The following is a 24,008-nucleotide window of genomic DNA, read 5'->3' on the forward strand; positions in this document are numbered from 1 at the left end:
GATTCAGGTTATCACGGGGATCTTTCGGTCCATGGCGGCCGTAAAGAGTGTGTATTCTTTTTATACACATTCGACCCACAAACTCGCCCGACCCATCGAATCACAGCGCTATTGACTTGTTTTGACTGGTTTTAGAATTGAAGACATCCTCAACACGAGCCACCTATCCTTCCTTAACTAAAGAGGCGCCTATGGGATTCCATCCCCGAGCCAGATCCCCTCAAAGGGGGTACACCCTCATCGAACTGCTGGTGGTCCTGGCCATCCTGGCGATCGTGACCATGTTCGTGGTCCCGAACCTGGGGCCCAAGTCCCCCAAGGCCGTGCGGTCGGGCCTCCAGGATCTCAAGGCCTCCCTGCAGCAGGCCCGGGGGATCGCCCTCGCCAATGGGAAGAACATCAATGTCCACATCATCCTCTCCGGGAACATCGCGCGGATGACGGCTGTGGACCTGAACGACGACGGCACGGAGAAGACACCCGCCCTCATGGATGTCGCCATCGGCCAGGACTGGCGCCGCTATGCCGATTTCACGACGAGCGACCCACCGATTTCCGACGAGGGCACCACTAAGGTCAAGGATCTGACCGCGCTCGCCACCCTTGGCTTCACGGGCTGGACCACCCCCATCAAACCTGACGCCGATGCCTCCTCCTACCTTGGATTCTCCCCTCAGGGAGCCCCACAGTTCGTCGACAAAGGCACCAAGGCGCGCTCTGCCATCAGCGGAGGTACTTGGGTCGGTGTGAAGGGACTGACCATCAAGGACAAGGGACTTCCCTACGGCTGCGTCTTCCTGCTTGAGAACGGGCTCATCACCGCCTATTACAAGCCCGATGCGCTGCTGACAGACACGGCCAACCAATGGCAAAGGCTGGAGTAGGCCCATGACGGCATTGATCCCATCCCCCACCAAAGCCCTCCGCCAGCGCGGTTTCACCATGGTCGAGCTCCTGATGGCCATGGCCATCTTCGCCATCGGCATGTTGGGGCTGGCGGCCCTGCAGGTCGTAAGCATCAGCCAGGGTGCCGGCGGCCGCCTGCGAGGCACAGCGGCCTTCCTGGCCCACAGCGTCCTGGATCGGGCCGCCGCCGAAGGACAGGTCACGGCCGCGGAGAGGCAGGCGAACACCAATGGTCTGCCCAACAGCACAACCTCGTGGACGTTCATCGGAGCGGCCGATGCCGTCGCCAAGGCAGATGGCGCCGCCCTCCTCTTCGACATCAACGGGCGTCCCATCGATGCGGCCGATAAGACCACCCCGGTCGTGTTCACCGCCACCTGGTTCAGTCGAACGGGTTCAGTGAACGTCGGGACCCGCTCCGCCCTCCAGGAATTTGTCGTGAATGTGACTTGGCAGGAAGCCAATCCCAAGAAGGGGACCGCCCTTGATACCAAAGCGATTTCGGTGAGCCGCTATGTCCGCATCTAAGCCCCGTCTCCCCCAAGCCGGCTTCTCCCTGGTGGAACTGCTGGTCGCCCTGGTGTTCACGGCGATCCTCACGACCGGCATGCTCCGCATCTTCGCCTCCAGCGTCAGTGGGTTCTATACCCAGCAGGAGTCTCTGGGCCTCCAGCGGGCCTCCCGCTTCGCGCTGGGGACCGTGGAGGATGAGGTCCTTCAAGCGGGCTACCTCTTCCCCCCCCGGAACCTGAAGGGCGACTTGAGCATTGGCAGCAGCGGCGTGCAGCCGCCCGTGCTGGTCCAGCAAACCGACTACCAGCCGGTTTGGTCGGATCCGAACGGCACCACCATCACCCTCCCCAACGTGGACGAACTCCAATTCGTCCAGGATCTCAATCTGGAGGTGGAGGGCAGCCTCGGAGCCGATGTCGCCGTCGGCGCCACCTCGGCTACCGTGTCCATTCCGAGCGGGAAATCGGTCCTCGACAACTACACGAAGGTTACGCCCACCACCCCGCTGATCATGGTGATGCTTGATTCCCAGATCAATCAGGTGGACATGCTCCGCCTCGCCTCGCTGGAGGGAAGCGGAGGCGCCTACACGGCGACGCTCGATACCGCCAGCACCGGTGTTGATCAATTCGGCAACATCCTGGGCGGCGGGTTCTTCACCGGAATGTTCAATAACCCGCACAACGCGAAGGCCCCCTGCACGTTCATCGCCACCCTCCAGGTGGTGCGCTACACCGTGGTCCCCCGGGCCCTCGACCCCGCCGATCCGAAGCACATGATTCCCTGTCTGGTGATGCAAACGACCCCACTGAGCCGAAACGCGTATTTCGCACCCGACAAGGCCGCTGGCCCGAAGCCCACCGACAATTGGACTGAACGGATCCTCGTGGAGGGCGTCACCGGATTCAGAGTGGATATGAGCCTGGACGGTGGGAAGACGTTCCTGCGGTACAAGCCCGACGGCACGCTGCAAGCCGGTTGGGACACCTGGAATAACGTGTATGGCAAGCTCGACACGGCCGTAAAGGGAGCGCTTTCGAGTTCCAGCCTCCTCTACCCCTACACCTCTCAGGGCCTGAGCAACCCGATCGATCCCGTCTGGACCAACTACCTTCCCGTCACCTTCCGTCTCGACGTGGAGACCCGCACTCGGCTTGCGCGCGCCGAGTACGGAGCCACTCCGGGCACGGCCGGGTTCCGCACGCGCACGGTGACGATGATGATCTCGCCCAAGAATTTCGCACACGGGGGCTCGCAATGAGGCGCTCTGAATCATCCAGACGGCGGGAAGCGGGGGGCATCACGATCCTGCTCGCGCTCGTCCTTCTCACCTTGCTTGGAGCCATGGTTTTCGGACTCGGGCGGGACTCCCTCCGGGAGATCGCCATTACCGGCAACGAGTCCCTGGGGAGGAAGGCGGCCGAGGCCGCCGACAGCGGCATCGATTGGACCGTCATGTGGGGACTGGGCAACGGCACCACGGCGGACCAGCAAGCCGTCTACTCGGCCATCAACCAGCTTTCGCTCGCCATCGCCGATCCGGCCCTCCGGACCCAGGGGACCGACGCCACCACCAACAGCAAGGGCACCGGGTACATGAGCAACACGGGTACGGGCATCCTCCGGGCCTACATCTATCCTTCAACGGCCGGCGTGGACCTGAGCCCTTCCACCAGTGGCTACACCCAGCAATCCGTGGTTCAGCAGGCCATGGAGACGGAAGTCCGCTACCTGGGACCTTACCCACTTGCCAACACCGGAGCCATCACCTCCAGCAAGACCAGCGGCGGCGGTTCGACGGGTTCCCGGCGGTTCTTCTTCCTCGTCCGCTCCACGGGCCGGGCCAATGTCGGCAACACCGGCCAGTCCTTCATCGCCCGGCGCGATGCCATCGTCGACATCACGTTCTAGCCTCACCAGACACGCAGCCCGCCTGACGGAGTCATCCATGCGCCTTACCAAGCTGCTCTCCCCGTTCCTTCTGCTGGCCTTCCTCCCCCTCGCGGCGCAGGTGGAGCGCAACCTCAGGACCGTCACGGACCTGAGCGACGCCTACCAGCAGGTCCCCTCCAAGTCCGAGGTCGCGGCCATCTACGACTTCACGCCTGTGTCCCGGGCTGTGTTCGAGCCTTACAAGTACCTCACCTACCAGGCGCGGACCGCCTGGATTGGCACCGCCCCCAGCGGCCAGATCCCTTCGGGCACCGATACCAAGATCCAAGCGGTCTTCAATCCCTTCACGGCCGGAGTGGCCGTCGCTGGCAACGGGAACAACCCGGGCAAGTCCTATGCGGCCGGCATCGTGTTCGGGCTTCGGATCCCCACGGTCGGCGGCCCTCAGGTGCGGATGTACTGGTGGCCCCAGAGCAACAGCAAATCTCCGGTCAGCGCGATCAAGGATCCCTCGACCTCATCGGACATCGTCGGCATCCCCCTCTACGCCGATACCGCCGGCAATGTCATACCCATCATCACCCCGGGAATGTCGCCAGCCCAGGTCATCGCCCTGACCACGCATGTCCGGTTCACGATTACCGGCAGCCACGGAGCCCGCACCGTCGACCTGCCCTGCCCCTGGAAGATCTGGGACAGTCCGACGGCTGCGGACTTCATCGCGAAGGGCCTTTCCTATGATTCCGGATTCGGCGCCCAGACCAATGCCTTCACATCCTCCTCCGGATCGGCTCCCTACGATCCCTGGTCTCAGAACCTCAACAATGTCAGCACCACCAGCAATTCATTCCTCATCAATGGCTCCCTCCTTGGCCCGAATACGACCTACCCAAGCAGCGACACTGCCCTGCTCGCCACCAAATGGGTGAGCGGACTCATCAACGCCGACAAGAATAACGATGATTTCCGGATCGGCCAGTTCTACTACACCCCCGACTTCCTGATCTGGGTCTTCGGCGGCACCCAGGTGCGCTACATCGACCCAACCAACGGCCAGGTGAGTTGGGTAGACGCCGGCAGTTCCTCCCTGAATGGCACGAGCTATCCTCCGACCACGTACACCTACGGCTACGCGATCCCGGATGCACTCATCGATAAATTCGCCGGCTGGGCCAACGGCCTCCCCAACATGACCCGCTATCAGGCCATCAAGTACGCCTCCATCAACGTGATGCTCGAGAAGATGGGAACACTGCAGTTCGCCTATCGGTTCCTGGACCCCCGGTATCCTGGCGATTCGAATGATCACGAGGAAACCCAAGGCGCTTCATTCTCAAGCTTCGGGGGTGACACCTCGACGAGCGGCACCAGCCAGGGCATGCGAACCCTCCGCATGATGAGCCTCGCCAACCTTCTCAGCCAGACGGAACCCCTCCAGGCCTGGGGCCCCCGTGGCTGGGACTGGGATCTTACCAACTACACTAATTTCACCACCTACGACAACAGCTCGCCCGACCCCTTCACGCCCGAGGCCCTGAACTACGCGCTGGCCAACACCTACCGGCAGATCGTGGACAACGTGCCGGGCTACAAGCGGGATGCCAAGAACTCGGGGTGCGCCAATACCTACGTCGTTCTCTTCCCGGGTCAGGGTTTCAGCGACAGCGTGTCCGCGGTCCTGCAGGGAGATGCCGCCCACGTTCCCGGAAACGGCAACAACGCCGCGGGTGGCAACGCCAACGGCGCCTACGGGACCGGAAACAACACTGCCAGCCTGTCTCCCACGGACTCCAGCTTCTCTTCTGCGATCCTTTCCTCCGTCGCCGCCTTCGGTACCGGGACAGGCATCCCGAACTGGAAGGCGCCGTGGACCTTGAGCATCAACGGCAACACCCGCCGCATCCAGACCATTGTTATCAGCGTGGGTGTCCCAGGGGCCTACCGGTTCAAGAACACCAACCCCGGTTCCCGTTCGCCGCACGAGCAGCTTTTCCGCATCGCCCAGTGGGGCGACCCGGGCCGTCCCGCCTGGCAGCCCTCCAACGGATCCTCCAAACAGCCGGACCTTCCCATCCAGCTCACGGGTCATGTCTCCGGGAACGCCACCCAGTACACCAAGGTCTACTACTTCACGGGATCCGATCCCAAGAATCTCGAAGATGCTTTCAACCAGGTAGCCCAGTACATCGTGTCCGCAGGCGCGGCCCTGTCCGCTCCCGCCACCCCGGCCACCGGCGTCCGTGCCGCCAATGCGGCCTATTTCGGAATCTTTAAGACTTCCCTGGGCTCCGGCGCCACCATCAACAAAACGCCCCTCTGGTCCGGCAACCTCTACGGAATGGGTGTCCTCCAGAGCACCCAGCTGATCGATTCCACCAACAGCGGACTCGGCACCCACGATGTGCTGAGCTTCTATGGCTACGATTTCCAGGGCCACAACGGAACGGACCCGGCGGACATCGCCACCGGCGTACCCAACTTCAATAATGCCCACCTTTGGGATACCTACGACCTCTTCGGTTCCTACCTCGCCGCGGACCTCACGAACAATTCGGCCCCGACACCCCACACCTCCGGTCTCCTTTACGGAAGTGGAACCATGTTGTGGCGTTCCCGGGCCATGTTCACCATGGTGGCAGGCAAGAAAGTCCGTTGGCCCAACGTCAAGAATCCGGGTGACCCAAAAATCACCCCCACTTCCGACGATCCCGACAACGTCATTCCGGCCCTCGTGAAGGCAGTCAAGGATGTGAACACCCTCGATGGGACCCTCCTGGGCACGAACATCACGGCGGACCAGGCCCTGAACTTCATCGCCTGGGTCCGGGGTGTGCAAAATGCGGCCAACCTCCAGGACCCGAACAACCTCACCAGCAACCGCCTGGACATCATGGGCGACATCGTGAACTCCGCCCCCTTGGCCATCGAGCTGACGATCAGCGATGTCGACGCCACAGGCATGGTCGGCCCCGACCCACTCGTTCCAACCAGCGTGAAGGCGGTTCCTTCGGACATCACTGTTCCCGGGAATCCGTTCACCGGCAATCAGGCCACCACGGGGAACGCCTACTTTGACCCTCACGCCCGCCTGATCCTCGTCGGCACCAATGTGGGCCAGTTGGAGTGCTTCATGGAGTGGTCCGCCAGCTACTACTCCGGTGCGAACGATGCCGGAAAAAACCCGATCAATTATGTGGATGCCAAGGCCATGGAATTGTGGTCCTTCATCCCCGCCGATTTCTGGCAGGCCCTCTATCGCCTCTACGCGACCCGCAATACCCCCAGCAAGGATCCCCTCGCGTATCCCTACCTGAACCACAGCTACATGGTGGATGGGGATCCCGCCCTCTATCACGTGGATCTCCCCCCCTCCTCCGCCTCAGGCAACGCTCTCCCAGACGGACGTGTGTCTTCCGGGGAAAAGGCCGTCGTGATCTTCGGGAATCGGAAGGGGGCGCGAAGCTACTACGGGCTCCAGTTCTCCGATCCCGCGGACGGAACCATCAAGCCGGCTAATTTCAAGATCGCCTGGGTCATCAATCCACAGGACCCGATGGGCACCACCCAGCCCTTGCCTCAGACCGCGCCGTCCACGGATGATGCCGCCCTCATCTCGGCCATGGGCATGAGCACTTCCGTTCCCGCCATCGCCAGCGTCAATTACCCAGGGCACGTCGACACGCCAGTCTCCACCCCGCCAACCACACGGGACGTCCTCTTCCTCGGCGGAGGGTATAGCAATCCAGAGATGGATGCGCGGTACAGCTACGACCAGGGAAGTACCGTTCACATGGGTCGCCTGGTTCTTGGCCTCGACCCCATGACCGGAGCGATCCTCCGGAGCTGGGACCTTCGCGGCATCGCCGGGGCCGTCGCCGAAGGCGTCACCCCGCTGAAGATCTTCTCTGGCCTCCAGAGCCAGCGACTCTACTTCGCCGACACGCTTGGTGGCATCTGGTGCATCGACAACGATAAAAAGCCCACCGACTTCAGCCTGGCGGACGGCTACCGGATCGATGCCTCTTATATGAATGATTGGAACGCGGTGAGGCCGGTCTATAAAGCCACCGCAAACAAGGACAGCAATGGCAAGTCGGTGTACATGCGCTTCACGACCCGACCAGATGTCTTCAACCTCCAGGGCGGCTTCCCCTCGCCCTCGACGGATTCCACCAATCCCAATCCGAATCCGTTGACCGTGATCCTGGCCATCGGAGCCGGCGACCGGAACAACCCCACGGACCGGGATGAGACCTACAACGTCGGAGGCACCTATACCAATGGCAGTTGGGTCGGAGGCACAATCACCTCCCAGTACCCCCCGAAGCTGAACCGTTTCATGGTGCTGGCCGACCGGCAGGACAGCAAGCGCATCGGGTACGACAACAACGATTCCATTGGAACGGGCACGGGCATCCCCGATTCGGACATGACCGGGATTCCCAATGACGGCACTGGCTGGGCCACCAGCTACAGCGATTCGCGAGTGGTCCCGGGCAACCCGTCCTATGTGCTGAAGAATGACGACAAGCACAATGGCTACTACATCAACCTGGGCACAGGCTCACTCCCGGCCAACAACTGGAACGGCGGCCTTTCCTTCGACAAGGTCCTGGTGAGCCCTCTGATCAAGCAGGGACTCCTGTTCTTCTCGGTCTACGACATCGCCAATGCCAGTGGATTCAACTGCTCACCGAACTCCTTCACCCGCACGTTCCGCCAGTGCGACATCACCCGCCCGCTGGCCTTGAACCTCCAGACCACGGACCTCACCGTGGTGGGGAATATCCAGGGCAGCGCCTCCCAGAACACCTCCGGGTGCTCCGGGCTTGCGTTCTACTTCAATTCCCTGTCGAGCCAGTTGGTGGACGCGGGCAACCGCGTGCTTCAGGGCGGGGCCCTCACCCAGGGCCAGTCCACCCTCGGCAACACCATCAATACCGACACCCAGGCAAGCCAGAACACCCCGAGCATCCAGAGCGTGAAGGACTCCGACCTGACCAAGGGCATCCGCATCCGCGCTTGGCGCATCGTCCGGTAGCCCACTCGGTTTCCGCAACCAGGGGCCCCTTCGGGGGCCCCTTTTTTATCCGAACTGGATGGGATCCCGGTCCAGGCTGATGGGCCCTGAAGGGTCCAAGGGATGGCGCGCAAGGACTTCGCCCAGGGCGCCGCGGGTGCCCTTGAGGAGCAGGTGCATGCGCCAGCGATCGCGCACGCGGGGCACGGGGGCCTCCAGGGGGCCGAGCACGCGCAGGCCCGGAACGCTCAGGTGCTGCCGGAAGGTTTCCAGGGCCTCGCGGGCTTCCTTCGGGGTGTCCGCCTCGGCGCGGTAGAGGGAGAGGGCCGTGAAGGGCGGGTAGCCCAGACCCTCGCGGAAGGGCAGCTCCGAGGCGGCGAAGCCCTCGAAATCCTGGGCCAGGGCGAAGGTGATGGCTGGGTGCTCCGGCGAGTAGGTCTGGAGGATCACGCGGCCCGGCAGCTCGGCCCGGCCTGCACGGCCCGCCACCTGGGTGAGCAGCTGGAAGGTGCGCTCCGAGGCCCGGAAGTCCGCCACCTTCAGGCCCTGGTCCGCGTTGAGCACACCCACCAGGGTGAGCTTGGGGAAGGTGTGGCCCTTGGCCAGCATCTGGGTGCCCACCAGGATGTCCACCTCGCCGGTCTCGGCGGCCAGCAGGCCCGCCTCAAAAGAGCCCCGACGGCGCGTGGTGTCCCGGTCCAGGCGCAGGATGCGGGCGGCGGGGAAGAGCTGCTTCAGGTGCTCCTCCACCTGTTCCGTGCCCTCGCCCACGCCCCGCAGGTGGTCGGCTCCGCAGTCCGGGCAGGCCTCCGGCGGCACGGTTTCGTGGCCGCAGAGGTGGCAACGGAGGCGGAAGTCCCCCCGGTGGTAGGTGAGGGAGATCGCGCAGTGGGGGCAGCCGAGCGTCCGGCCGCAGGCCCGGCACATCCAGAAGTTCTCGTAGCCCCGGCGGTTCAGCAGGAGCAGGGCCTGCTCGCCCCGTGCCAGGACGTCCATGAGGGCCCGCATCAGCAGCGGCGTCAGGATCACCTTGCGCCGCATCTCCCGGTAGGCGTCCCTCAGGTCCACGACTTCCACGGCCGGAAGGGTGATGCCCGCCGGCCGCTGCTTCAGCTGGATCAACCGGTAGCGCCCACTCTGGGCGGCCTGCCAGCTCTCCAGGCTGGGGGTGGCGCTGCCCAGCACGATGGGGCAGCCCTCGAGCTGGGCGCGCTTGATGGCCAAGTCCCGGGCGTGGATGCGGGGGTGCTCCTCGGACTTGTACGAGCCCTCGTGCTCCTCGTCCACGACGATGAGCCCGATGTCCCGCAGGGGGGCCATCACCGCGTTCCGCACCCCCACGAAGAGATCCGCCCCGTTGAAGAGCAGGCGCACCACGTCGCCGTGCTTCTCGCCGGCGTTGAGGCCCGCGTGGCCCACGGCGATGCGGCCGGGGAAGCGGGCCTCCAGGCGGTCCAGCAGCCGAGCCGTGAGGCCGATCTCCGGCACCAGCCAGAGCACGCGCCGCCCTGCGGCCAGCACCCGCTCCGCCAGGGCAAGGTAGACCTCGGTCTTGCCGGAGCCTGTGACGCCCTGTAGCAGGTGGACGCCGAAGGTCCCGGGCGCCACGGCCTCCAGGGCCACCCCCTGCTCGTCATTGAGGATCACCGTGCGATCCGCGCCGGCCTCCCGGCGCTGGGCCAGGAGGTCCACCCGCTTCATGCGCGCCACGAGGCCTCGCTTCTCCAGGGTGCCCAGCACGGAGGCGCCCACACCGGCGGCTTCCAGCAGCTCCGGCTCCATGAGGGCGCCACCGGCCTCCTCCAGGGCCAGCAGGATCTTCGCCTGGGCGGGCGTCACCCGGGGCGGGTGGGGCGCGCCGGTGAGGCGCACCTCCGTGAAGCCAGCCCCCCGCAACACGGGCCGGTGCAGCAGCGTGGGCAGGATGGACGGATCCCGGTGCCAGGCTTCGCCCAGATCCGCCAGCACGTCCCAGGCGCCTCGATCGCGATGGAAGGACAGCCGCTGGCCATCCTCGTCCGCCTCCCAGTGGGGCAACAGGGCCTGGGGCAGGCTCAGAGGCAGCAGGTGGGCCTCCAGGCACCCGTAGTAGCGGGCGGCGAAGGCCTGCAGCTCCCGCAGCTTCGGCGGCAGCAGGGGGAAGGGATCGATGACAGCCTCCACCGGGCGCAGCTTCGCCGCAGGCGGCGCCGGATCCGGCCCCATGGCCAGGCCCACCGCCAAGCTGTTCCGCACCCTCACCCGCACCCGCACGCCTACGGGAAGACCCTCAGGCGCCAGGTAGGTGAGTGGCGGCAGGGGACGGTTGAGCTGGACGCGGGTGGGGACGAGGCTCATCGGCCCTTCACGGCAAGAGCGCCCCAGCGGGCCGCGAGGTCGGGGCGGTTCAGCCGCGTGGCAAGGTCCCGGGCCTTTCCTGGAAGGCCGGGCCAGCCCACCACCTCGGCTGCTTCGTTCAGCACCTGATCGGCGGCGCCGATGTCTCCCTGGGAAACCTGTGCCTCCAGCAAGGGGCCAAGGCTCCAGTCCCAGGAGATGGCGTTGTTCCCCAAGTGCATCTGCCCATCCAGGACGGCGTCGCGGAGGCCACTCCAACGGGGTTCCAGCACCTCCCGGATCGTCGTCCAGTCGCTTCGGGATTTCGCGTCCTTCAGATACGCCTCGAAGATGCCCGCGGGTGGCCATGATCCCGGCGCAGTTCCAGGCAAGGCCGGAATGGTCGCGAGCAGGGGCTGGAGAGGCCACCCGCCGCACTTCTGGGAGGCGGCGATCCAGACCTGCCAGGTCGCGAAGCTCTCCGGCGACCGGCGAAGCATCTCCTCCAGGTCCGCCTTGTGGCGCGCCAGCACAGCGATCGTGGTTGGGGAGAACTCCGCCGCGGATCTCCGGATCCGAGGTCCGAGCATGTACCCCAGGGACCCATCGGGAGAGCCGCTGGCCTCCCGGAGGATGGTGTCCAGTTGCTGGGCCGCCGAGGCCCAGATCTTCAGGTCCGCCTCGGGATCGAGCAGCTTCACGGGCGCCGGTTCGGCGGGCGCCGGGTTGGATCCGGGGAGATTCAGGGCCTTCTGCGTCCGCCGGGTCGCCACGGCGAGGTATTCCTGGACCAGGGCCGCCCGAGCATCCAGGCGGTCCGGGTTCTGCCGGAGGAAGGCCTCCAGCTCCTGCGCCCGGGAAGAGGTCCCAGCCTGCTCCACGGCCCGGCTCAGAGCCCCCGGCATGGGAGTCTCGGCCCCCTCGGCCTTCACGCGGCCCTTCGCGTCCACCAGGGCCCAGTGGGCTCCCTTCGCCCAGCCGAAGCGCTCCCGGAGGACCGGGGCCAGGGCGTCGGCCTTCTTTCCCCCCGCCACCACCTTCAGCGGCAGGTTGAGCAGGATCATGGGTTCCTCGTCCAGGGCCGACCGCATGGTGGCGCCCCAGGCGGCCCCATCGTCCTCCAGCACGACCCAGGTGCCGAACCGGTTCCGCTTCAGTTCCCGGTCGAAGGCGCCCGCGGGAGATGCGGGCGGACGCTGGGCCAGCAGCAGGGCGGGCAGCAGCAGTATCGTCAGACCGCGCATGGGGTGGGCTCCAGGTGCCAAGTTACACTATCCGGATGCTGGTCCTCGGCCTGGAATCCTCCTGCGACGACTGCTCCGCCGCGGTGGTGGAGGAGACGGCCGCGGGCCCGGTGCTGAAATCGCTGGTGCGGGAGAGCCAGGACGCCATCCACGGGCCCTTCGGCGGCGTGGTGCCCGAGCTCGCCGCGCGGGAGCACCTGCTGCAGGTGCGCGCGGTCATGGCCGGGGCCCTGGCGCAGGCGGGAATCGGACTGAAGAATCTGGACCGCATCGCCGTCACCCGCGGGCCCGGCCTCGTCGGCAGCCTGCTGGCCACCTTCAGCGCCAGCAAGGCTTTGGCCTGGCGGGAAGGAATCCCATGGGTGGGGGTCCACCACCTCCTGGGGCACCTCAACGCAACCCGCTTTTCTGCGCCCGGCCTGCCTTTTCCGGCCCTGGTGCTGCTGGTCTCCGGCGGCCACACCCACCTCTACCTGGCGAAGGACTGGACCTCGCTCCAGCTCCTCCAGAAAACGCGGGATGACGCGGCAGGCGAGGCCTTCGACAAGGCCGCCCGCATGCTGAACCTGGGCTATCCCGGCGGCCCGGTGGTGGACGCCTGCGCATGCATCGCGAAAAGGGCCGCGGATCCCTTCACGCCGCCGAAGTTCCGCGACGGCAAGGCCTCCTGGAGTTTCTCGGGCCTCAAGACCGCCGTGAAGCTGCGGGTGGAGAGGAACCCGCGCCTGGCCGCGGCGGGCGCTGATGATCCCGAGGTCCAGGGCCTCTGCCGCAGCCTTCAGGAGGCCATCAGCACCTGGCTGCTGAAGCCCGTGCCCGCCCTGGCCAAAGAGCATGGCGCCCGGAGCCTCGTGATCAGCGGCGGCGTGGCCTGCAACTCGAGGCTGCGCGCCGATGCGGAGGCTGTGGCCGCCCGGACCGGCCTGGCCTTGGCCATCCCTGAACCGCGCCTCTGCACGGACAATGGCGCCATGATCGCCGCCGCCGGCGCCCTGCTGGAGCCAGACGCCGAGCCCTGGATCCAGAACGCCGACGCCGACCTCAAGCTTGGAGCCTGACATGGACGTCACCCGAGAGGATGTGCTGCGCTGCGCCACCCTGGCCCACCTGAGCCTTCGGGAGGAGGAGATCGAGCCCATGCGGCTGGCCATGGCCCGGATGCTCACCCATGCGGCCAGCCTGGATGACCTTCCGCTGGATGACGTGGAACCGATGTTCCAGGCCCTGGCCCACCCCCTGCCCCGCCGCGAGGACGAACCGCGGGACACGTTCACGCAGGCCCAAGCCCTGGCCAACGCGCCAGAGCAGGATCGGGGGCACTTCGTCGTCCCCAAGGTGCTGTGACCAAAAGGAAAGCGGCCCCCGCAGGAGCCGCTTCCCGCTGAAACTCTGCCGAGATCAGAAGCTATAGCGAACGCCGAGACGCACTGAGCGCGGGACCTGGAATGCAAACGCCCCCTTGTAGTTCGGGTTGGTCTGGCCCACGTCCGCCTGGGCGAAGTTGTAGCGCTGGTCGATGACCGTGGCGGTCTGGGAATCCAGCAGGTTGGTGATCTCCGCCACGAAGCGCAGGCGCTGCTTGCGCGGCAGCTGCATCGTGTAGGCCACGTTCACGTCGAGGCGCGTGTTGTCGGGGGTGCGACCCTCCGTGCCCCGGGGAACGAGGAACAGCTCATAGCGCCCGTAGCCGTCGTGGTACCCCAGCCGGCTGATGGGCGTGCCGGTCTGGTAGGTGATGGAGGCGCCGGCGCTGAGGCCGAAATCCCATTCGTAGGATCCGTTCGCCTTGATCTGGTGGGTGCGGTCGCCGCTGAGGCGGCCATAGCTATTGGTGATGAACTCGGGCAGGTCGAAGGCGCTGTTGATGTTGGGATCCAGCTGGCCCGTGCCGTCCACGCCGCCGATGCCCTGGTAGGCGCCCTCGTAGTTGCCCTTGAGCTGGCTCCAGAGGTAGCTGAACTGCCAGGTGTAGCGGTCCGCGAGCTTGCGCTGCGCCGTCAGTTCCACGCCCGTGAAGTCGCGCACGGCCTTGGGATAGGTCACGCCCGCCGGGGAGCTGACGCCGGGGTTCATGATGAAGTAGTCGCCCAGGGGCGAGTTCACGTCCAGCCCGTCCTCGATGGCCCGGCCCAGGTAGCGGCGGATGTACTTGGCTCCCAGGACGTAGAGGTTCCGGAAGGTGGACTCGGCGCCGACGATGATCTCGTCCGTGTACGAGCCCTTGAGGTTGCTGTCCACGGGCTCGACGTAGGACCCGACGATGGAGGAGGTCGATCCGATGGCAGCCTCGGCGGCGGGATCCGGCGCGTAGCTGGTGGGGCTGTAGTTGTAGGTGGTGGGGTTGCGCTCCACGCTGAAGGAGCGGATCACCAGGTCCAGGGGCAGCTGCTCGAAGTAGCGCGAGAAGCTGGCGTAGACCTTGTCCTGGCCCTTTCCGCGGAAGTCCCAGATGACGCCCACGCGTGGGGCCCACTCGTCCTTGAGCGAGATCACCTTGGCGCCGAACTGGTCCTTGATGTCCGTCTGGTCCGTGCGGACGCCCAGGTTCACGGTCAGCGTGGGCATCACGGTCCACTTGTCCTGGATGAAGAAGGCCTGGCTCTCGTGCTTGGGCTTGGAGGCGAAGACGATGCTGGGCGCGTCGAAGGTCGGCGTCAGCTGGCCCGCGGCCGTGGTCCACCAGTAGTGGGAGTACACCTTCGAGGTGGCCGTCCCCAAGCCATCGTCCTGGAGGAGCGTCACCAGCTGGCCTCCGGTGTAGCTCCGGTGGATGTCAGCCTTGTCGTACTGCAGGTCGAAGCCGGCCTTCACCTCATGGGAACCAAGGAAACCCGTGAGGGAGCCGGTGATGTTGTCGCGGGTGAATTTCTTGTCGTCCCAGCGCCCGAAGCCGCCGCTCTGGGCGCCCCCGCCCACCTGATCCACCAGCTGGGTCTGGCTTCCGCCCACCCCGGGGAGGATGGAGCTGGTCTGCTGGTGCCGGCTCACCTGGAGCTGGCCGAACCACTTCTCGCCGGTGACCTCGTAGCGCAGGCTCAGGTCCGTGCCGCCCACCTTGTTCTCGCCGTCCCAGGTGCCCACGCTGCCCTGGGGCGACTTCACGGCGCCCGTGATGGTCTCGGGGTCGCCGACGATGGAGGCGATGAGGCTCTGGCTCTCGGTCACCCGCCAGGTGAGCTTGGCCGCGAAGAGGTCACGCTTGGAGTTCTGGGGAGCCTGCTGGCCGGCCTCGGGCCCGATGCGGATGCCGTAGGTCTGGTCCTCCTTCCGCCGGTCATAGGCGATGAAGTACCAGAGCTTGTCCTTGATGATGGCCCCACCCACGTCGAAGCCCAACTCCAGGGTCTTGTCCTCGAGGACCAGCGGCTTGGAGAGGTTGCCGTCGTTCTGGTGCTTGTTGCCGGTCTTGAGGAGGGCGCCTTCGGAATAGACGAACACATCCCCGGTGAAGTCGTTGCCGCCGGACTTCGTGATCACGTTGATAATGCCGCCCATGGCCTTGCCGTACTCGGCCTCGTAGCCGCCTGTCTTCACCTGGAATTCCTGGATGAACTCCATGGGCACCTTCTTGCCCTTGGTCCCGAACTCCACGTCCGTGGCGTTGATGCCGTCCACCACGAAGTTGTTCTCCGCGCCCGTGGCGCCATAGACCTTGAAGCCGGCGTTGTCCTGGCTGACACCGGGGGCGAGCAGGGCGATGTTCGCGAAGTCGCGGGAGACGTTCAGCTTCGCCAGGGTGTCCGTGGTGTAGTTTGCCCCTACGGTGGTGGCCTTCATGTCCACGTTGGTGGTGGCATCCGTCACTTCCACCGTCGCGGTGGCCACGGGATTCATGGTCAGATCCACGGTGGCGGTGCGATCCAGGCCGATCTGGAGCTGGGATTTCGCGGTGTTCAGGCCTTCCTTGGTGGCAGTGACGACACAGGGTCCCGGAGGCAGCAGCCCGAACCGGTAGGATCCAGTCTCATCCGTCACCGCCGAACGTCCGCCCTGCATGGTGTTGCCGCTCAGCACCACGCGCGCCCCGACAACCGGCCGTCCCTTGGTGTCCAGCACCCGGCCCTGGAGGGCGCCCGTGGTCTGGGCCGAGAGGATGGCCCCGGAGGCTAGAAGCAGGGTCAGATAGCGCATGCGACGGCTGGCCATGGCCGCTCCAAAAGGAATGGCCACCATCGGATGGCCAGGTTCAAAAAAAGAAGTGGCTTCATCATGGACATTTGAATGTCTGCATCAAGGAAAATTTCCAAAACATCCATTAGCGATACAAAGATCGTTATTTATGCCGGTACAGTCATCTAGTTGAATAAAGACAAGATCAGCCAACCCGGCCGTCCGGGTTTCCATGCGCTGATCTGTGCGCTGATCTGTGCGCTGATCCCTGGTTCCGTATTACCAATCACCGCCAGAGTCGCCGCCGGAATCCCCGCCGCCCCAGTCGCCTCCGCCACCGGAGTCGCCCCAGTCGCCCCCATTGGACTCGCCCCAGTCGCTGGAGCCGCCGCCGGAAGCGCCGCCGCCCCAGCCGTCATCGCCACTCTGCCCATCGTGATGGTGGTGGTTTCCGCCGCCCATCATGCTCCCGATCATCATGCCGGTGAGCAGGCCGCCCATGCCTCCGCCCGGCTGGCCGTAGCCGCCCTGCTGCATGGGGGCCGCTCCCTGCATGGGCGCATCAAGGCCCAGACGCCGCCGCGCGGAGGGCGGCAACTCCTCATCCTTGAGGGTCTGCACGCCGGCCAGGGCGCCGCAGTAGCCGCAGGTCCACTTCACAGCCCGGAGACCATCCCATTCCTGGACCATCTTGTCTCCCGTCGCGCCGCAGGCGGGGCACTTGGGATAAGGGCACGGAAAGGTGTGGGGTTCCAGCGGCGCCGTCGGGAGGGCCCGACGGGAGGCGCCAAGCTGCTCGGGGCGGTCCTTCTTCCCGCGGAGGACGAAGAAGAGCACGATGCCGATGATGAGGATGATCCAGAACATGGGAACCCCCGGGGAACCTCAAGGGTACCTCGAAACCCCAAGGCGGTACTTGCTGGCATGATCAGCATCATGCCTTCCCGCATCCCGCTCCCGGAGGACCGCCCCTGGCGCGTGCTGGGCCTCATGTCCGGCACCAGCGCCGACGGCGTGGATGTGGCGGCGGTGGAGGTGGACCCCCGGGGCTTCGAAGCCGGACGGCCCTTCCGCGCCCTGCTGGGCCACCAGGCGACACCCTATCCCGAGGGCCTGAAAACCTTGGTCCTCGCGGCCGCCTCGAACCGGCTGGCTCCCGCGGAACTCTGCATCCTCCAGCGGCGCCTGGGGGACCACCACGCCCGCGCGGCGGCAGAGCTCTGCGCGAACCTGGGCCTGAAACCCGACCTGGCTTCGCTCCACGGCCAGACCGTCCAGCACCGGCCCGCGGAGGGCGCCACGCTTCAGCTGGCAGACCCCTACGTGCTGGTCGAGGTCCTGGGTTGCCCCGTGGTGTGGGACCTCCGCCGCCGCGACATGGCCCTGGGCGGTCAGGGCGCTCCGCTGGTGCCCCTGCCCGAGCGCTGGCTGCGGGGCCCGGAGCCATGGCTGGCCTTGAACCTGGGCGGCATCGCGAACCTGGCCTACTGGGACGGCCATCGGCTCCGGGCCTGGGATACGGGTCCGGGCATGTCCCTCCTGGATCTCGCGGCCCGGCGCTGGCTGGGCCTGGCCTTCGATCCCGGAGGCGCCTCGGCCACCGGAGAGGCGCATCCCGAGCTGCTGGAATGCTGGCTGTCGCATCCGTACTTTCAGGCGATGCCCCCCAAGTCCACCGGCCGGGAAGTCTTCGGCGAGGCCTGGCTCGAGGCGGAGACCGGGAGACTGGAATCCCTTCCGATGGCGGATCGCCTGGCCACGCTCGCCGCCTTCAGCGCCGAGGCCGTGGCTCGGGAAGCGGCGCGTCTCAAGCCCCTGGCGGCGGATGCCCGCGGCCTGGTGAGCGGCGGCGGGGCCCTGCATGGTCGCCTGCGCGCGGAGCTGGCGTCCCGCCTGCCGCTGCCCCTCGAAGACGACGCGGCCTTCCCCAGCGGCGCCCGGGAGGCCGTGAGCTGGGCCCTGCTCGGCGCCGCCAGCGCTCTGGGTCTGCCCGGAAACCTGCCGGAGGTGACCGGCGCCGCGCGGCCCGTGGTGCTCGGCAGCTGGGTCTGGCCGTGAGGCTCGCCCGCTGGGTCGACCACCTGCCTCTCTGGGTGGCCTTCGGCGCGGCCGTGTCCACGGACATCTACGATCCCGGCGAGCTGGCGGTCATGGCCCTGCCCCTGGTGGCCGCGGCCGTGGTGGAGGCCCTGCGCTGGGACCTGGGCCGGCACCACCGCTGGCTGGAGGCTGGCGCCCTGGTATTCTTCCTGGCCGATCTCGCCCGGGGCCGAGGCATCTTCCCGGTGGCCATCCACACCCTGTTTCTGCTGGCGGGCATGAGGCTGGTCCTGCCCAGGGCTTTGCCGCAGCGCCGCCAGCTGGTGCTCATGGGCTTCCTGCTCTTCCTCACCACGGCCGTCAGCACCACGGATCTGGTGTTCCTGGCGTGGGCCCTGCTCTGGCTGGGATCGGCCGCGGCGGCCCTGCTCCAGCAGAGCTGGGAAGGCTCCGCCAGCCTGCGTCGCGGCGTGCTCTCCCCGCCGCCCTACGCCCGCATCCCCGGCTGGATCGGCGCCACCCTGCTGATCGGCGCCACCTTCTTCCTCATCCTGCCCCGCCTCCAGGCCGGGTTCCGCCCCGCGGCGTTCATGGGAACCGCGGCGGCCGCGGGCCGGGCGGGCTTCGGCGACCAGGTGGACCTGGCCGCCGGCGGCCCCATCGAACCCAACCCCGAGGTGGTCCTTCGCATCGCGCCGCCATCCGGCACGGATCCGGCGACCGTGCCTGGATTGGACCTGTTGCGCGGCCTGGCGCTGGAGACGGTCCAGGGCCCACGCTGGAGCGTCTGGGACCTGACGCCCGCCGGTGGGAGAAGCCCGCAGGGTGGAGCCGGCGCCAGACAGGCGGAGTTCCTGTTCTATCCCAGCGCCCAGGGCATCCTCACCCTGCCCTACGGAACCACCGGCCTGACCCCCGACATGCCCCTGCGTCGGGGCGGAGGGGGCAGCATCCGATGGCGGTTCCCCCGGAGCAGCCCCATGCCCCTGGAGGTGACCTGGAGCCCGGGGAACGCCGGTCCGGCGGAGGCCGCGCTGTCCTCCCGGCGGCTCGGCCACCTGCTTGAGCTGGGACCCGAGCATGAGGCCGCCCGGCGCTGGAGCCTGCGCCTGGCGCCGGGCATCCTGCCCACGCCGGAGCTGGCCCGGACCCTGGAGCGCTCCCTTCGCGGATTCCGCTATACCCTCGACAACCCCTCCGGCCGGGCAGCAAATCCTCTGGAGGACTTCCTGGACCGCACGCAGGCCGGCCACTGCGAGTACTTCGCCTCGGCCATGGCCTTGATGCTGCGAGCGCGGGGCGTGCCTGCCCGGGTGGTGAACGGCTTCCGCCTGGGTCCCTGGATCCCCGAGGGCGGCTACTTCCGCGTGAGCCAGGACCAGGCCCACAGCTGGGTGGAGTACTGGGATCAGGGCCGCTGGCATGTGGCGGATCCCACGCCGGCCGCCGCGGGCCTGGATCCCCGGGAAGGCCCGCACAGCCTGGGCTTTCTCTCGCGCTGGCTCGACACGCTGCGCTACCAGTGGGACCGCCATGTGGTGCGCTTCTCGGACCAGGACCAGGTGGCAGGCCTCTCCTGGATCCAGGCGCGGATCCAGGGTTGGGAGTGGCGCTGGAAGGCGCCGCCGACCGGCCTGTCCTGGGGCCTCGCCCTGGCGGCCGCCGCCTGGATCGCCTGGCGGACGCGGCGGCTATGGCGACCTGCGCCAGCGGGCCCGGGGGCCGTCCGGGCCCTGCGCCCCCTGCTGGCCCGGACCCGGCGCGTGGCCGCCCCCTTGGCCGGAGAGACAGCCAGGGCATGGCTGCTGCGGCTCGCCACCCTGCGGCCCGAGCGCTCCGGGGCCCTGCTGGAGCTCGCGGGCCGGGTGGACGCCGAGGCCTACGGCGGCCGGAACAGCGCGGCCTCCGCCCTGGCGAAGGCGGAGGCCGCAGCCTGGCGGGGCTGGAAGGCTCCTATTTCCCGGTGAACTTCTCGAAGGCCTTCATGAACTCCATGGGCAGCGGGAAGACGATGGTGCTGTTCTTCTCCGTGGCGATCTCCGCCAGGGTCTGCAGGTAGCGCATCTGGATGGCCGTGGGGTTCTCGCTGATCTTGTTGGCGGCCTCCAGCAGCTGCTGGCTGGCCATGAGCTCGCCTTCCGCGGCGATGATCTTCGCGCGCTTCTCGCGTTCCGCCTCGGCCTGCTTGCCCATCGCCCGCTGGATCTGTTCGGGCAGGTCCACGCTCTTGAGTTCCACGCTGGTGACCTCAATGCCCCAGGGCTCGGTGGAGCGGTCGATGATCTCCCGCAGGCGCTGGCTCAGCTTCTCCCGGTCCGCCAGCAGCTCGTCCAGCGTGACCTCGCCCAGGATGCTGCGCAGCGTGGTCTGGGCCATCTGGCTGGTGGCGTAGTAGTAGTTCTCCACGCCCACGATGGCCGCCTTGGGATCCAGCACCTTGAAGTAGACGACGGCGCTCACCTTCAGGCTCACGTTGTCGCGAGTGATGATGTCCTGGCTGGGGACGTCCATCACGACGGTGCGCAGGCTCACGGTCACGGCCGTCTGGAAAGGCCGCCACACGAAGCAGAGGCCGGGCCCCTTGGGCCGGTCCTCCACCTTTCCGAGGGTGAAGACCACCAGCCGCTCGTACTCGTTCACCACCTTGAGGCAGGCGAAGAAGTAGATCAGCAGGACGAGCGCGATCGGGCCGAAACAGCCGAACGAGGTGGCGAACAGGTCTGGCATTAGTGGCCTCCGAGGGGATGCCCATCATGCCACCAGAGAAAGCCGGGAAAGACAACCCGCTTCTCGGCTATCCTTTGGGCGGTTTCTTCCAGGAGGGGCTATGAGCGTGAAGATCCTGGCATTCCTGCTTGCGGCCGGAACCAGCCTGGTGGCGCAGACCACCACCCTGAACGGGGGGTTGCAGGCGGGCCTCGGCTTCCCCGTTGGCGACTTCGCCGATAAGAAGGAGGGGGGCTATTACCTCGGCGCCAACCAGGGCCTTGGCGCCCATGTCGGCGGGCACATCGACTTCAACTTCACCCAGCACCACCAGATGCGCCTGGTCCTCAACGCGAACGGGTTCGCGAGCAAGGAGCAGACGATCTTCGGAAGCACGCAGCGGAACACGTTCGGCGTGGCCCAGTTCGGGGCGGACTACGTCTTCAACGCCATCTCGCCGTCCCTGGGGGGCTACTTCCTCGTGGGCCTGAACGTGAACAAGGTGAAGGCCACCTACGAGCTCGCGGGCTTCCCGGACGTGGAGGCGAATCAGTCCGGCCGCATCGGCCTCCGCATCGGCGGAGGCTACACCTTCTCCCGCCTCTTCAGCCTCGAGGGCCACCTCAACAGCGTGTCGGTGGAGAAGAACGGGGCCGACGGCCTGGGCATGGACTCGATCAGCTGGCTGGCCGTGAGCGCCGTCTTCCGCTTCGGCCGATAGTCTATTTCCGAACGAAGGGATTGCTCGCCGCCTCTTCGCCGAGGGTGGTGGCGGGCCCGTGTCCCGGGATCACCAGCGTGGCGCCCTCCAGGACGTAGAGCTCGCGGCGGATGCTCTGCTCCAGGGCGTCCCAGTTCCCGCCCCAGAGGTCCGTGCGGCCTACGCCGCCGCGGAAGAGGGTGTCGCCGGCCAGCAGCACCTGGCCCATCTCGAAGGTGCCATGGAAGCAGCAGGAACCCGGCGTATGGCCCGGGGTGTGCAGGGTGGCGAGGTCCATGTGCCGGTCCCCGGCGTTCAGGCCCGTCATCTCGGGCTGGGGGATGGCCGGCATGCCGAACATCGCCGTCTGCTGGGCCAGGGCCTCGATGAGGAAGGTGTCGTCTCCGTGCAGGTGGGCGGGACACTGCCAGAGGTCCTGCAGTTCCTTCGTGGCACCCACGTGGTCGAAGTGGGCGTGGGTGTGCAGCAGGGCCGTCACCCGGAAGCCCAGGGCCTCCACGCGCTTCCGGATCTTCGGCGCATCGCCGCCCGGGTCCACCACCACGCCCCGGCTCGTGTCCGGATCCCACAGCAGGGAGCAGTTGCAGCCCAGCGGGCCCACGGGGAAGGTCTCGAGGTTCAGCATCCCCCCATTGTCCCAGATCCGCCCTCGCCGATAGCCGATAGCTGATAGCTGATAGCTGATAGCTACACTGAACTGTGGCCGCGATCCGGAACAACCTCGACAAGTCCCCCGCCCTCCAGCGCAAGCTCTCGGACCTGCCCCTGCGCCCGGGCTGCTACCTCTACCGGGACCAGAAGGGGAACCTGCTCTACATCGGCAAGGCCAAGGTGCTGCGGAACCGGGTGAAGTCCTATTTCCAGAACAAGCACCTGGACGCCAAGACGCGGCGCCTCGTGGCCCGCATCTGGGACCTGGAGTTCATCGTCTGCGAGACGGAGCTCGAAGCCCTGGTGCTGGAGAACAACCTCATCAACGAGCACCTGCCGCCCTTCAACATCCTGCTCCGCGACGACAAGAGCTACCCCTACGTGAAGCTCACCTGGAAGGAGGCCTTCCCCAAGGTCTTCGTCACGCGGAAGGTGCGGAAGGACGGCGGCCTCTACTACGGCCCCTTCTTCCCCGCCAGCACCGCCTACCGCACAGCGGAGCTGGTGTACCGCTTCTTCCAGATCCGCGACTGCGACATCGAGATCGACGGCAAGCGAGGCCGGGCCTGCCTCAAATACCAGCTTCACCGCTGCACGGCCCCCTGCATCGCCGCCGTGAGCCAGGAGGCCTACCGGGAGCAGGCGAAGGAAGCGCGGCTGTTCCTCGAGGGCAAGCGCGACGAGCTGAAGGCGCGGCTGGAGGCGGCCATGTGGAAGGCCGCCGAAGCCGCCGCCTTCGAGCAGGCCGCGCAGCACCGGGACGCCCTCCAGCAGGTGGACGCCTGGTTCACGCGGCAGAAAGCCGCCAGCCCCAACCTGGAGGACCTGGACGTGTACGGCAGCGCCGTGCTGGACGGCCGCGCCTGCGTCCACCGCCTCATGCTGCGCGAAGGCCGCATGATGGGGCGCCAGGAGTACGTGCTGCAGGACGTGGAGGCTTTCGATGGCGCCGTGCTGGCGGAGGTGCTCCAGCGCGTCTACAGTGCCGATCCCGTGCCCGGCCGCATCCTGGTGGAGGTCGAGCCGGAGGACGCGGAGCTGCTGCGGGACTGGCTGGGCGGCATGCGCGGATCGCGACCCCAGATCCAGGTGCCGAAGAAGGGCGAGAAGGTGGACCTGCTGGCCATGGCCCAGGAGAACGCGCGGCTGGCCCTGGAGCGCAAGTTCGAGCCTGCACGCCTCAACGAGGCCGTGCTGGAGGGCCTGCAGGCCTTCCTGGGCCTCAGCCACCTGCCCCGCCGCATCGAGTGCTTCGACATCAGCCACGGCCAGGGCCGCGAGGTGGTGGCCAGCTGCGTGGTGTTCAGCGAAGGCACTCCGGACAAGGCCCGCTACCGCCGCTTCAAGATGACGAACGAGCAGAACGACGACTTCGCCAACATGCACGAAGCCGTCACGCGCCGTTACAAGCGCATGCGGGACGAGGGGCAGGAATTCCCGGACCTCGTGTTGATCGACGGCGGCCTGGGACAGCTGCATGCGGCGGAGGCCGCCCTGAAGGAACTCGGCATCGACCAGCTGGAGCTGGGCTCCCTCGCCAAGAAGGAGGAGCTGGTCTTCCGGCCGGTCTCCAGCGAGCCCCTGCGCATCCCCAAGTCATCCCCCGTGCTGCAGCTGCTCCAGCGCATCCGCGACGAGGCCCATCGCTTCGCCATCACCTACCACCGGGCCCTGCGGGCGAAGCGCACCCTCCAGACCGAACTCACGCAGATCCCCGGCATCGGCCCCGCCACGGCGAAGAAGCTCCTGCAGACCTTCGGCAGCGCCACCCGGGTTCGGGAAGCGAGCGTGGCCGACCTGGCGGCGGCGGTTGGCCCGGCCGCCACCGCGCGTATCGAGGCATGGAAACAGGTTCGCCCGGACGATAGCATCTAGGCCCATCCGGAGC

Annotated in this window: 17 protein-coding genes; 11 read left to right on the plus strand and 6 right to left on the minus strand. The window is 66.8% G+C overall.

The window, feature by feature from the left end; translation table 11 throughout:
* The first annotated feature begins 191 nt into the window (after positions 1-191).
* From MLE64_RS05600 to MLE64_RS05620, 5 genes are all read left to right on the plus strand, one after another.
* A complete protein-coding gene (locus MLE64_RS05600; protein ID WP_243316811.1) occupies positions 192-884 on the plus strand; it encodes a pilus assembly FimT family protein in 693 nt (230 codons plus the stop codon).
* A gap of 4 nt (positions 885-888) precedes the next feature.
* Complete coding sequence (locus tag MLE64_RS05605) at positions 889-1,434, plus strand: prepilin-type N-terminal cleavage/methylation domain-containing protein (protein WP_243316812.1); 546 nt, start codon at positions 889-891, stop codon at positions 1,432-1,434.
* On the plus strand, positions 1,421-2,680 hold the full coding sequence (locus tag MLE64_RS05610; protein WP_480031558.1) for a PilW family protein: 1,260 nt from the start codon (positions 1,421-1,423) through the stop codon (positions 2,678-2,680). The genes MLE64_RS05605 and MLE64_RS05610 overlap by 14 nt, the downstream gene beginning before the upstream one ends.
* An 83-nt stretch (positions 2,681-2,763) precedes the next feature.
* A complete protein-coding gene (locus MLE64_RS05615) occupies positions 2,764-3,330 on the plus strand; it encodes a hypothetical protein (protein WP_243316814.1) in 567 nt (188 codons plus the stop codon).
* 37 nt (positions 3,331-3,367) lie between these two features.
* The gene (locus MLE64_RS05620; protein ID WP_243316815.1) at positions 3,368-8,353 is read left to right on the plus strand and encodes a pilus assembly protein; all 4,986 of its coding nucleotides are present in this window, start codon (positions 3,368-3,370) and stop codon (positions 8,351-8,353) included.
* A 45-nt stretch (positions 8,354-8,398) separates the two neighbouring features.
* Here MLE64_RS05620 and priA read toward each other — a convergent pair whose 3' ends face one another.
* Together priA and MLE64_RS05630 are read right to left on the minus strand one after the other, a co-directional pair.
* Positions 8,399-10,669 (minus strand): replication restart helicase PriA, encoded by a 2,271-nt coding sequence (gene priA, locus MLE64_RS05625; RefSeq protein WP_243316816.1) that lies wholly within the window; start codon positions 10,667-10,669, stop codon positions 8,399-8,401.
* Complete coding sequence (locus MLE64_RS05630; protein WP_243316817.1) at positions 10,666-11,892, minus strand: hypothetical protein; 1,227 nt, start codon at positions 11,890-11,892, stop codon at positions 10,666-10,668. Before MLE64_RS05630 ends, priA begins: the two co-directional genes overlap by 4 nt.
* A gap of 14 nt (positions 11,893-11,906) precedes the next feature.
* Between MLE64_RS05630 and tsaD the strand changes: the two genes are divergently transcribed.
* Positions 11,907-12,950 (plus strand): tRNA (adenosine(37)-N6)-threonylcarbamoyltransferase complex transferase subunit TsaD, encoded by a 1,044-nt coding sequence (gene tsaD, locus MLE64_RS05635; RefSeq protein ID WP_243316818.1) that lies wholly within the window; start codon positions 11,907-11,909, stop codon positions 12,948-12,950.
* A 1-nt stretch (position 12,951) separates the two neighbouring features.
* Entirely contained in the window at positions 12,952-13,236 is a 285-nt protein-coding gene (gatC, locus tag MLE64_RS05640; RefSeq protein ID WP_243316819.1) for an Asp-tRNA(Asn)/Glu-tRNA(Gln) amidotransferase subunit GatC, read from the plus strand.
* Positions 13,237-13,290: 54 nt separating this feature from the next.
* Here gatC and MLE64_RS05645 read toward each other — a convergent pair whose 3' ends face one another.
* Positions 13,291-16,038 (minus strand): TonB-dependent receptor, encoded by a 2,748-nt coding sequence (locus MLE64_RS05645; protein ID WP_243316820.1) that lies wholly within the window; start codon positions 16,036-16,038, stop codon positions 13,291-13,293.
* 243 nt (positions 16,039-16,281) lie between these two features.
* A complete protein-coding gene (locus tag MLE64_RS05650) occupies positions 16,282-16,869 on the minus strand; it encodes a hypothetical protein (RefSeq protein WP_243316821.1) in 588 nt (195 codons plus the stop codon).
* A 69-nt stretch (positions 16,870-16,938) separates the two neighbouring features.
* Between MLE64_RS05650 and MLE64_RS05655 the strand changes: the two genes are divergently transcribed.
* Together MLE64_RS05655 and MLE64_RS05660 are read left to right on the plus strand one after the other, a co-directional pair.
* Positions 16,939-18,060 carry an anhydro-N-acetylmuramic acid kinase gene (locus tag MLE64_RS05655; RefSeq protein ID WP_243316822.1) on the plus strand — a complete coding sequence of 374 codons (1,122 nt, stop codon included), beginning with the start codon at positions 16,939-16,941 and terminating at the stop codon, positions 18,058-18,060.
* Positions 18,057-20,009: a transglutaminase TgpA family protein gene (locus tag MLE64_RS05660; protein WP_243316823.1), complete on the plus strand. Its 1,953-nt coding sequence runs from the start codon at positions 18,057-18,059 to the stop codon at positions 20,007-20,009. The genes MLE64_RS05655 and MLE64_RS05660 overlap by 4 nt, the downstream gene beginning before the upstream one ends.
* Here the strand turns inward: MLE64_RS05660 and MLE64_RS05665 are convergent.
* A complete protein-coding gene (locus MLE64_RS05665) occupies positions 19,996-20,769 on the minus strand; it encodes a slipin family protein (RefSeq protein ID WP_243316824.1) in 774 nt (257 codons plus the stop codon). The genes MLE64_RS05660 and MLE64_RS05665 overlap by 14 nt on opposite strands.
* 100 nt (positions 20,770-20,869) lie before the next feature.
* Between MLE64_RS05665 and MLE64_RS05670 the strand changes: the two genes are divergently transcribed.
* On the plus strand, positions 20,870-21,469 hold the full coding sequence (locus tag MLE64_RS05670) for a hypothetical protein (RefSeq protein WP_243316825.1): 600 nt from the start codon (positions 20,870-20,872) through the stop codon (positions 21,467-21,469).
* A gap of 1 nt (position 21,470) precedes the next feature.
* On the opposite strand, the gene MLE64_RS05675 is transcribed toward MLE64_RS05670, so the two are convergent.
* Positions 21,471-22,094 carry an MBL fold metallo-hydrolase gene (locus MLE64_RS05675; RefSeq protein WP_243316826.1) on the minus strand — a complete coding sequence of 208 codons (624 nt, stop codon included), beginning with the start codon at positions 22,092-22,094 and terminating at the stop codon, positions 21,471-21,473.
* A 74-nt stretch (positions 22,095-22,168) separates the two neighbouring features.
* On the opposite strand from MLE64_RS05675, the gene uvrC reads away from it, so the two are divergent.
* Positions 22,169-23,995, plus strand: a complete 1,827-nt coding sequence (gene uvrC, locus MLE64_RS05680) for an excinuclease ABC subunit UvrC (RefSeq protein WP_243316827.1) — start codon at positions 22,169-22,171, stop codon at positions 23,993-23,995.
* Positions 23,996-24,008 lie beyond the last annotated feature (13 nt).

The organism is Geothrix paludis (assembly GCF_022808815.1).
Classification (GTDB): Bacteria; Acidobacteriota; Holophagae; order Holophagales; family Holophagaceae; genus Geothrix; species Geothrix paludis.

Excerpts from the sequence above, each read along its gene's own strand:
- MLE64_RS05600 (WP_243316811.1), top strand. The coding sequence starts at position 192 with ATGGGATTCCATCCCCGAGCCAGATCCCCTCAAAGGGGGTACACCCTC.
- MLE64_RS05605 (WP_243316812.1), top strand. The coding sequence starts at position 889 with ATGACGGCATTGATCCCATCCCCCACCAAAGCCCTCCGCCAGCGCGGT.
- MLE64_RS05610 (WP_480031558.1), top strand. The coding sequence starts at position 1,421 with ATGTCCGCATCTAAGCCCCGTCTCCCCCAAGCCGGCTTCTCCCTGGTG.
- MLE64_RS05615 (WP_243316814.1), top strand. The coding sequence starts at position 2,764 with ATGGTTTTCGGACTCGGGCGGGACTCCCTCCGGGAGATCGCCATTACC.
- MLE64_RS05620 (WP_243316815.1), top strand. The coding sequence starts at position 3,368 with ATGCGCCTTACCAAGCTGCTCTCCCCGTTCCTTCTGCTGGCCTTCCTC.
- priA (WP_243316816.1), bottom strand. The coding sequence starts at position 10,669 with ATGAGCCTCGTCCCCACCCGCGTCCAGCTCAACCGTCCCCTGCCGCCA.
- MLE64_RS05630 (WP_243316817.1), bottom strand. The coding sequence starts at position 11,892 with ATGCGCGGTCTGACGATACTGCTGCTGCCCGCCCTGCTGCTGGCCCAG.
- gatC (WP_243316819.1), top strand. The coding sequence starts at position 12,952 with ATGGACGTCACCCGAGAGGATGTGCTGCGCTGCGCCACCCTGGCCCAC.
- MLE64_RS05645 (WP_243316820.1), bottom strand. The coding sequence starts at position 16,038 with ATGGCCAGCCGTCGCATGCGCTATCTGACCCTGCTTCTAGCCTCCGGG.
- MLE64_RS05650 (WP_243316821.1), bottom strand. The coding sequence starts at position 16,869 with ATGTTCTGGATCATCCTCATCATCGGCATCGTGCTCTTCTTCGTCCTC.
- MLE64_RS05655 (WP_243316822.1), top strand. The coding sequence starts at position 16,939 with ATGCCTTCCCGCATCCCGCTCCCGGAGGACCGCCCCTGGCGCGTGCTG.
- MLE64_RS05665 (WP_243316824.1), bottom strand. The coding sequence starts at position 20,769 with ATGCCAGACCTGTTCGCCACCTCGTTCGGCTGTTTCGGCCCGATCGCG.
- MLE64_RS05670 (WP_243316825.1), top strand. The coding sequence starts at position 20,870 with ATGAGCGTGAAGATCCTGGCATTCCTGCTTGCGGCCGGAACCAGCCTG.
- MLE64_RS05675 (WP_243316826.1), bottom strand. The coding sequence starts at position 22,094 with ATGCTGAACCTCGAGACCTTCCCCGTGGGCCCGCTGGGCTGCAACTGC.